The sequence below is a fragment of the Dyella sp. genome, assembly GCF_035508675.1.
In the GTDB taxonomy this organism is placed as follows: Bacteria; Pseudomonadota; Gammaproteobacteria; order Xanthomonadales; family Rhodanobacteraceae; genus Dyella_B.
In genome coordinates this window covers 1-8229 of sequence record NZ_DATJMN010000299.1, presented here as the reverse complement: position 1 = coordinate 8229, position 8229 = coordinate 1, and the positions used below count along the sequence as shown (strand labels likewise).

Sequence of the window (8229 nt, the reverse complement as noted above, 5' to 3'; positions counted from 1 at the left end):
TGCCGTGCGCAGCATCCGCGGCGTGCGCTACGCGGTGCCGCTGTATTCGGGTGGAGCGCAAGTCAAGCTGAAAGATGGCACGTATCAGGCGGTCACCGTGATGGGGCTGGACGATACCAGCCTGCTGGGCCGGCCCGCGCTGGAGCAGGGCCAGATCCAGGACATCTATGCCGAAAACGCGTTCATCGTGGTGGACGATGCCGAATACGGCAAACTCGGCAAACCGGCCATCGGTACGGAATTCGAACTCAACGATCACCGCGGCGTGGTGGCAGGCATCGCGAAAGTGAATTCCTCCGGCTTGTTCGGCGTTCCCACGCTCTACACCACCTATCGCCGCGCCATCGAATACATTCCCAATCCGCGCTTCACCATCTCCTACATCCTGGCCGAGCCGACCAGTCTGCAGGCGATCCCCGCCATCAAGCGCGAGGTGGCGGCGTTGGGGTATCTCGCCTTGACCAAGGATGAGTTCGACCAGCGCATCGCCGCGTTCTACAAATACCAGACTGGCGTCGGCACCAACATCATGCTGATGACCATCATCAGCTTCATCGTGGGCCTGACCATTTCCGCGCAGACCTTCTACACCTTCGTGCTGGAAAACCTGGACAAGTTCGGCGCGCTCAAGGCGATCGGCGCCAAGGGCTACGAACTGACCTACATGATCCTGTTCCAGGTGACCTTCACCAGCCTCACCGGTTATGGACTCGGCTGCGGGCTGTGCGCGTTGATGATCACCGTCGCACGCTGGCGCCTGCCCGATTACGCGGCGTTGATCACGGTGACCAATCTGGGATTGGCGTTGGGTATGGTGATTTTGATCGCGGCGGTATCGAGCTATATCAGCATTCGGAAGGTATTGAAGGTGGAGCCGTTCGATATTTTTCGTGGTTGATGCGTACGAGGCGAAGGGGAGGCGACGCCGAACCCCAACACCGCCATCCGCATGGCAACGTTGGGGTTCGCGTGCGCTCACCGCCAACCTGCGCGCTGTCCTGCACCGCCCGCTCTGCATCCGCACTCCGCTTGACCTGCATCAACCAGCCACCATCCCAGGCGTGCCAACGTGATCTCACCATCGAGGATCATGCCGTGACCCAACTGAAGGTGCCTGCTGCCATCACCCTGGACCCGCCCGTGCACGCGCTGCAGGCGCGCTGGAGCGCGTCGTTGTCGATGGAATCGCTGTATCTGGCGTTTGCCGACTGGCTCGTGCATCTGCTGCGTTCGCCGGGCAAACGTTTTGATCTATTGCAGTTGGGGCTGGAGCAGGCAAGGCAGCTGCAGGCGTATCTGTGTCAATGCGCGCTGGCTGGCGACGGCCACGGCAAAGCGGCGCCATGCGCCGAACTGCCGCCCAACGATCGCCGCTTTGCCGATCCGGCCTGGCAGCTGTGGCCGTTCAACGTGCTGCAACAATGTTTTTTGTTGCAGCAGCGCTGGTGGCATACGGCCACCACCGACCTGCACGGCGTATCCGCACACCATCGGCAGGTGATGGAGTTCGTTACGCGTCAATGGCTGGATGTGCTGTCGCCGGGCAATTTCCTGTTCACCAATCCGGTCGTGCTCAAGCGCACGCAAGAAGAGGGCGGCAGCAACCTGGTCCGTGGCGCATTGAATTGGATGGATGACCTGCTGCGCGCCATCAGCGGCGCGGCCGAGCCGGGTAGCGAGCGCTTCCAGGTCGGGCGCGACGTGGCGGTGACGCCGGGGCGCGTGGTGTTGCAGAACCCGTTGATTGAATTGATCCAGTACACGCCGTCGACCGGGACGGTGCGTCCGGAGCCGATCCTGATCGTGCCCGCGTGGATCATGAAGTATTACGTGTTGGATCTGTCGCCGGACAACTCGCTGATCCGTTATCTGGTCGCGCAGGGTTATACGGTGTTCTGCCTGTCATGGAAGAACCCGAACCGTTCCGATGCCAGCCTCGCCATGGACGATTACCTGAACCTCGGCATACGCGACGCGCTCGCTGCGGTGAACAGCATGCTGCCCCAGCGACGCGTGCATGCGGTCGGCTATTGCCTGGGCGGGACGCTGTTGTCGATCGCCGCCGCGGCGATGGCGCGCGAAGGTGACGACCGCTTGATGTCGATCACTTTGCTGGCCGCGCAAACCGATTTTACCGAGCCGGGAGAGCTGGGCCTGTTCGTGGACGAAAGCGAGATTTCCTTGCTGGAAGACCAGATGGGGCAGGCCGGTTATCTTTCGGCGTCGCAGATGACGGGCGCATTCCAGATGCTTCGTTCGTACGATCTGCTGTGGTCGCGGATGATCAATGACTATCTGCTCGGCGAGCGTCGCGACATGAACGATCTGATGGCCTGGAACGCGGATGCCACGCGCATGCCCGCGACCATGCACTCGCAATACCTGCGCCGCCTGTATCTGGACAACGACCTGGCCGAAGGGCGCTATCGCGTGAACGGCAAGCCGGTGGAGCTGAAGGACATTGCGGCGCCGGTGTTCTGCGTCGCCACCGAAACCGATCACGTTGCGCCGTGGCATTCGGTCTACAAGGTGCATCACCTGTTCACCGACGAGGTGACGTTCCTGCTCACCAGCGGCGGCCATAACGCGGGCATCGTCAGCGAGCCGGGACATCCGGGCCGGCGCTTCCGCCTGCGGGTGAGGCCGCGCGGTGCGCCTACGCTTGCAGCGGAAACCTGGCTGTCACAGGCGGAGCGTAAGGATGGCTCGTGGTGGCCGGCGTGGGTAGATTGGTTGAATGCGCATTCGGGCGCGCCGGTGGCGCCGCCAGCGATGGGCTTGCCCGGTAGCCGTGAAAGCGAGCTGCCGATGGCGCCAGGGCAATATGTACTGGAGAAATGACCATGGCTGCACGCTGTTCGATACTGCACCAACCTGCTTCGCCGTCACGACGGCAACAAGCAGCGCGCCATCACCCGTCACGCCACACCTGGACGTGACGCCCATTGCAAGGAGCAGCACCTTCACTCCCTGAGGAAACCATCATGGCCACGACCAACACCCAAACCGATATCCCCTTCGAACTGTACAAAGCCAACCTGCAATTCGCGCTGCGTACCAACAAGCTGCTGAAAGAGTGCGGCCAGCGCTGGATGGATACGTTCGATCACGCCGTGGGCGAAAGCATCGCCGAAACCCAGCAGGAGATCGACAAAGTATCGCTGGACGATAACTGGCAATCCCTGGCGGCGATTCCCGGCGAAACCTTTCTGCGCCTGGCGCAGGAACGCGCGGGCGATGCGCAGGCCATGGCGCAGGCAGCCGTCACCAACCAGACGCGGTTCCTCTCTGGTTTGCAGGATGCATTCCTGATCTGGCAGCGCGACACCACCAGGGCCATGGGTGGCCTGGAAGCAGCCAAGCCGTTCAATACGTCGATGGGCGATTTCTTCAAGCTGTTCACCAACACGGCTGCCACGACGGGAGGCAAGTCATGACCACCCAGCATGTGGCACTGGTGACCGGCGGCATGGGCGGCATCGGCGAGGCCATTGCCAAGGCCTTGCATGATGCAGGCTGCGCCGTGCTGGTCACGCATTCACCGCACAACGACCACGCCGACGCCTGGCTGCGCGATCAATTGGCGCAGGGCTATCGCTTCAAGGCGTACGGCGTGGACGTGGCCGATTTTGCCTCGTGCCAGCGCATGGCCGGCGACATCGCCAAGGATGGCTACAAGGTGGACATCCTGGTCAACAATGCAGGCATCACGCGCGATGGCCGCTTCCTCAAGATGAGCCGCGACGACTGGGAAATGGTCATGCACACCGACCTCGATTCCATGTTCAACGTGACCAAGCAGTTCTGCGCGGACATGACCGAGCGCGGCTGGGGCCGCATCGTCAACATCGGTTCGATCAACGGCACCAAAGGGCAATACGGCCAATGCAATTACGCCGCGGCCAAGGCCGGCATCCATGGCTTTACCGAATCGCTGGCGCTGGAGGTGGCGCGGCATGGCGTCACCGTCAACACGGTATCGCCGGGCTATACCAATACGCACATGGTGGCGTCGGTACCCAAGGAGGTGCTGGAAACCAAGGTGATTCCACAAATTCCGGTGGGACGCCTGGGACGGCCGGACGAAATCGCCGCCTTGGTGGCGTTTGTCTGCAGCGACGCCGCCGCGTTCATGACGGGCAGCAATCTCGCCATGAACGGCGGCCAGCACATGTACTGATACGGATGCGCCGCCATGCATGAAGTCATTGCCCATCGCCATCGTTTCCGCGCCTTGCTGGCCCGCGTGCAGCCCGGCGCGGCGATTCCCACCGCGATTGCGCACCCGTGCGATGCGGTGGCTGTCGCGGCAGCGGTCGAGGCCGCCGAGGAAGGCCTGATCACGCCGATCTTCGTCGGGCCGGCGAGCAAGATCGGCGCGGCGGCGCAGCTTGCGGGCGTGGACATGGCGCGCTTTCGCATCGTGGATGCACCGCACAGCCATGCCGCCGCGGCGCAAGCCGTAGCCTTGGTCAAGCGCGGCGAAGCCAGGCTGCTGATGAAAGGTTCGCTGCATACGGATGAATTCATGCATGCGGTGTGCGCACCGGACGGACTGCGTACCGACCGCCGCCTCAGCCACGTGTTCCTGATGGACGTACCCCGTTATGCGCGCCTGCTGCTGGTGACGGATGCGGCGATCAATATTTTTCCCACGCTGATGGAGAAGCGCGACATCGTGCAGAACGCCATCGACCTGGCGCATGTCATCGGCGTCGATAATCCGAAGGTGGCCGTGCTTTCCGCCGTGGAAACGATCACCCCCGCCTTGCCCTCCACGGTGGATGCGGCCGCGCTATGCAAGATGGCCGAACGTGGCCAGATCACCGGCGGCATCGTCGACGGCCCGCTCGCGTTCGACAATGCGATCGATGCTGCGGCGGCGCTGGAAAAAGGCATTGTTTCGCCGGTAGCGGGCGCAGCCGACATTCTCGTCGTGCCTGATCTCGAATCGGGCAACATGCTGGCCAAGCAGCTCTCGTTTCTTGGCGGCGCCGAGGCGGCCGGCATCGTGATGGGCGCGCAGGTGCCGATCGTTCTCAGCAGCCGCGCCGATACGCCGCGTGCGCGCATTGCATCCTGCGCCGTCGCCGTGTTGCTGGCGCAGGCCGCCAAGACCACGGCTTCAGCCTTGGCGGAGCATTGATATGCCCAAGGCCGTGCTTACCCTCAACGCGGGTTCTTCGAGCATCAAGTTCGCGTTGTACGAGTTGGGCCATAGCACGCAGCGCTTGATTTCGCGCGGCATGATCGAAGGCATCGGCGAGGCGCCGCGCTTCACGGCGTGCGCGCCTGACGGCGCCGTGCTGGAAAGCCGCGCGTGGCAACCCGCTGCCGCGGCCTCGCACGAGCAACTGCTGCAACCGCTGCTGGCATGGATCACCGCGCATCTGGGCGATGAAGCGCTGGTCGCGGTGGGACATCGCGTGGTGCACGGCGGCGCGTTGTTCCACAGCCCTGCGCGAATCGACCCAACCGTGCTCGCGGAACTGGAAAAGCTGGTGCCGCTGGCGCCGCTCCATCAGCCGCACAATCTGGCCGCGGTCAAGGCGGTGGGCAGCCTGCGCCCGGACCTGCTGCAGGTGGCCTGCTTCGATACCGCCTTCCATCACGGCATGCCCGCGGTGGCGCAGCGTTTGCCGCTGCCGCGGTCGTATACCGATGCGGGCGTGCGCCGCTACGGATTCCACGGCATCTCTTACGAATACCTGGCCGGCCGTCTGCGTGCCCTGGCGCCCACGCTTTCCAAGGGACGCGTGATCATGGCGCACCTGGGCAACGGCGCCAGCCTGTGCGCGATGCGGCATGGCCGCAGCATCGACACCAGCATGAGTTTCACCGCGCTGGATGGCCTGATGATGGGCACGCGTTGCGGCAGTATCGATCCCGGAGTGGTGCTTTATCTGCAAAACGCCTGTGGCCTGGACGTGGCTGCGGTCGAACACCTGCTTTATCACGACTGCGGCCTGCTCGGCGTGTCGGGCATCAGCAACGACATGCGCAGCTTGGTGGAAAGCGAAGATCCCCGCGCGAGGGAGGCGATCGACCTGTTCGTCTATCGCATCGTGAAAGAGATCGGGGCCTTGACCGCCGTGCTGGGCGGCCTGGATGCGCTGGTGTTTTCCGCCGGCATCGGCGAACACGCCGCCTGCATCCGTTCCGAAGTGTGCGATGCGCTGGCGTGGCTGGGCGTGGAATGCGACGAACTGGCCAACGACCGGCACGAAACCTCGATCAGCACCCCACGCAGCGCCGTGCGTGTACTGGTCGTTGCCACCGATGAAGAAGCGATGATCGCCGCGCATACGGCCGAGCTCATGCGGGCACGGTCCCCATTACTGATGGAAGAGAGGAGGGTGTCATGAGCACCTCGATTTACGATTTCGATACCCGCTACGCCCCGTTCGAGGCGTTTGCCGGCGAGAGCCCCTTTGCACCGTTTGCGCTATGGACGTGGTTCATGGCGCCGGCGCTGTGGTGGACGGATGCGTATCTCAATGCCTGCGGCATGGCTTCAGAAGCGATGCTGAGCGGGATGGTTTATCCGTATGCGCTGCGGGCGAATGGGGACGGCGAGCACGGCGGAGAGGAAACGAAGCGGGCGGCGTAGATGGCGTAAAGCAATCTTGATGTTCGCGGTGATCGACTTCCTCCCCTGCAAGCAGGGGAGGAGATATATCCTCGCGAACGCCGAGATACAAGAAAGCGGGGGCGATAACTCCAGCTTTGCAAGCAAAAAACTCAATGACAAACCAGCACCGGCACCGGCGACTTCAAGATCACCTTGTGCGTCTCGCTGCCCATCAATAAGCGCGCAAGCCCTTGCCAACCATGCGCCGCCATCACGATCAGATCGCATTCCCGCTCCGTCGCGGTTTGCATGATCGCCTGGTGCGGCTGGTGGCCGAACAGCAACACCCGCTCGAACGGCACGCCTGCCTGTTCGGCGATGGCGCGGGCTTCTTCCAGATAGCGCTCGGCAAAATGGGCGGCTTCCTTGGCGTAATCAAACTCCACCGATGCCATGATCTCGGCCATGTAGGCAATGGTTTGCACCGGCGGTATCGCATGCAGCGCGATCACGCTGGCGCCGCAGGTCTTGGCCAGGTCCACGCCCAGCCGGATCGCTTTCAATGACAGTTCCGACCCGTCGGTCGGAAGTAGTATGCGCTTGAACATGTGGCCCCCAGGCAGCAGGAAAAGGGTGTGCCTGGATCGTGCCGGGGCCGGACGCAAGGCGTCTTGAGCCAGGTCAATTCGGCCGCGCGCGGTTTCGCGCCATGCTGTAGCCATTCCTGCTGAGGCGAGCGTCATGCACGCGATGGTGTTGAACAAAGTCGGTGATCCGTTGACATGGCAAGAACTGCCCGATGGCGTGCCCGCGGCCGGCGAGCTGCGCTTGCGCGTGGAGGCATGCGGCGTATGCCGCACCGATTTGCACGTGGTGGATGGCGAGTTGCCGGATATCGTGACGCCGCTGATCCCAGGTCACGAATGCGTGGGCATCGTCGACGCGCTCGGGCCTGGCGTCACCGGCGTGGCGCTGGGTGCCCGCATGGGCGTGCCGTGGCTGGGCGGTACCTGCGGCCATTGCGAATACTGCCGGGAAGAACGCGAAAACCTGTGCAATGTACCGGCGTTTACCGGCTATACGCGGCCGGGCGGCTACGCCACGCATATCGTCGCGCGGGCGGATTATTGCGTGCATCTTCCCGCTGACGCCGATCCGGTGTCGCTGGCGCCGCTGCTTTGCGCCGGTTTGATCGGCTGGCGTTGCTTGCACAAAGCCGGCCCTGGCCAACATCTCGGGCTGTACGGCTTTGGCGCGGCGGCGCACATCATCACGCAGATCGCGCGCAAGCAGGGACGCAGCGTGTACGCCTTCACGCGCACCGGCGACACCGCGGCGCAGGCGTTTGCTTTGTCACTGGGCGCGGCATGGGCCGGTTCGTCCGACGACATGCCACCGGTACACCTGGATGCCGCCATCCTGTTCGCGCCGGTAGGGGCGCTGGTTCCGCAGGCCTTGCGTGCGGTGAAGAAGGGCGGATGCGTGGTGTGCGGCGGCATCCATATGTCCGACATCCCCTCGTTTCCCTATCGCTGGCTGTGGGAAGAGCGGGAGGTGGTGTCGGTCGCCAATCTCACGCGCGGCGATGCGCAGACGTTCTTTGCAGACGAGATGTGCAGCAGCGTCCACACGTCCACGCGTGTTTATCCGCTGGAGCA

9 protein-coding genes are annotated in these 8229 nt (G+C 63.4%); 8 read left to right on the top strand and 1 reads right to left on the bottom strand.

The window, feature by feature from the left end; all coding sequences use genetic code 11:
• The 7 genes from VMA74_RS15905 to VMA74_RS15875 form a co-directional block, all read left to right on the top strand.
• The coding region (locus VMA74_RS15905) for an ABC transporter permease (RefSeq protein ID WP_325368697.1) at window positions 1–898 on the top strand (898 nt) is incomplete at its 5' end.
• Between the two features lie 197 nt (window positions 899–1095).
• Entirely contained in the window at window positions 1096–2841 is a 1746-nt protein-coding gene (locus VMA74_RS15900; protein ID WP_325368695.1) for a PHA/PHB synthase family protein, read from the top strand.
• Between the two features lie 143 nt (window positions 2842–2984).
• Window positions 2985–3437 carry a phasin family protein gene (locus VMA74_RS15895; protein WP_325368694.1) on the top strand — a complete coding sequence of 151 codons (453 nt, stop codon included), beginning with the start codon at window positions 2985–2987 and terminating at the stop codon, window positions 3435–3437.
• Window positions 3434–4180 carry an acetoacetyl-CoA reductase gene (gene phbB, locus VMA74_RS15890; protein ID WP_325368692.1) on the top strand — a complete coding sequence of 249 codons (747 nt, stop codon included), beginning with the start codon at window positions 3434–3436 and terminating at the stop codon, window positions 4178–4180. The genes VMA74_RS15895 and phbB overlap by 4 nt, the downstream gene beginning before the upstream one ends.
• 15 nt (window positions 4181–4195) lie before the next feature.
• Window positions 4196–5146, top strand: a complete 951-nt coding sequence (locus VMA74_RS15885) for a bifunctional enoyl-CoA hydratase/phosphate acetyltransferase (RefSeq protein WP_325368690.1) — start codon at window positions 4196–4198, stop codon at window positions 5144–5146.
• Window position 5147: 1 nt separating this feature from the next.
• On the top strand, window positions 5148–6365 hold the full coding sequence (locus VMA74_RS15880; RefSeq protein WP_325368688.1) for an acetate/propionate family kinase: 1218 nt from the start codon (window positions 5148–5150) through the stop codon (window positions 6363–6365).
• A complete protein-coding gene (locus VMA74_RS15875) occupies window positions 6362–6610 on the top strand; it encodes a hypothetical protein (protein ID WP_325368686.1) in 249 nt (82 codons plus the stop codon). Before VMA74_RS15880 ends, VMA74_RS15875 begins: the two co-directional genes overlap by 4 nt.
• Window positions 6611–6741: 131 nt before the next feature.
• Here the strand turns inward: VMA74_RS15875 and VMA74_RS15870 are convergent, their stop codons facing one another.
• On the bottom strand, window positions 6742–7179 hold the full coding sequence (locus VMA74_RS15870) for a universal stress protein (protein WP_325368683.1): 438 nt from the start codon (window positions 7177–7179) through the stop codon (window positions 6742–6744).
• 133 nt (window positions 7180–7312) lie between these two features.
• Between VMA74_RS15870 and VMA74_RS15865 the strand changes: the two genes are divergently transcribed.
• The coding region (locus VMA74_RS15865; RefSeq protein ID WP_325368681.1) for a zinc-dependent alcohol dehydrogenase family protein at window positions 7313–8229 on the top strand (917 nt) is incomplete at its 3' end.

Excerpts from the sequence above, each read along its gene's own strand:
- VMA74_RS15885 (WP_325368690.1), top strand. The coding sequence starts at position 4,196 with ATGCATGAAGTCATTGCCCATCGCCATCGTTTCCGCGCCTTGCTGGCC.
- VMA74_RS15875 (WP_325368686.1), top strand. The coding sequence starts at position 6,362 with ATGAGCACCTCGATTTACGATTTCGATACCCGCTACGCCCCGTTCGAG.
- VMA74_RS15895 (WP_325368694.1), top strand. The coding sequence starts at position 2,985 with ATGGCCACGACCAACACCCAAACCGATATCCCCTTCGAACTGTACAAA.
- phbB (WP_325368692.1), top strand. The coding sequence starts at position 3,434 with ATGACCACCCAGCATGTGGCACTGGTGACCGGCGGCATGGGCGGCATC.
- VMA74_RS15870 (WP_325368683.1), bottom strand. The coding sequence starts at position 7,179 with ATGTTCAAGCGCATACTACTTCCGACCGACGGGTCGGAACTGTCATTG.
- VMA74_RS15880 (WP_325368688.1), top strand. The coding sequence starts at position 5,148 with ATGCCCAAGGCCGTGCTTACCCTCAACGCGGGTTCTTCGAGCATCAAG.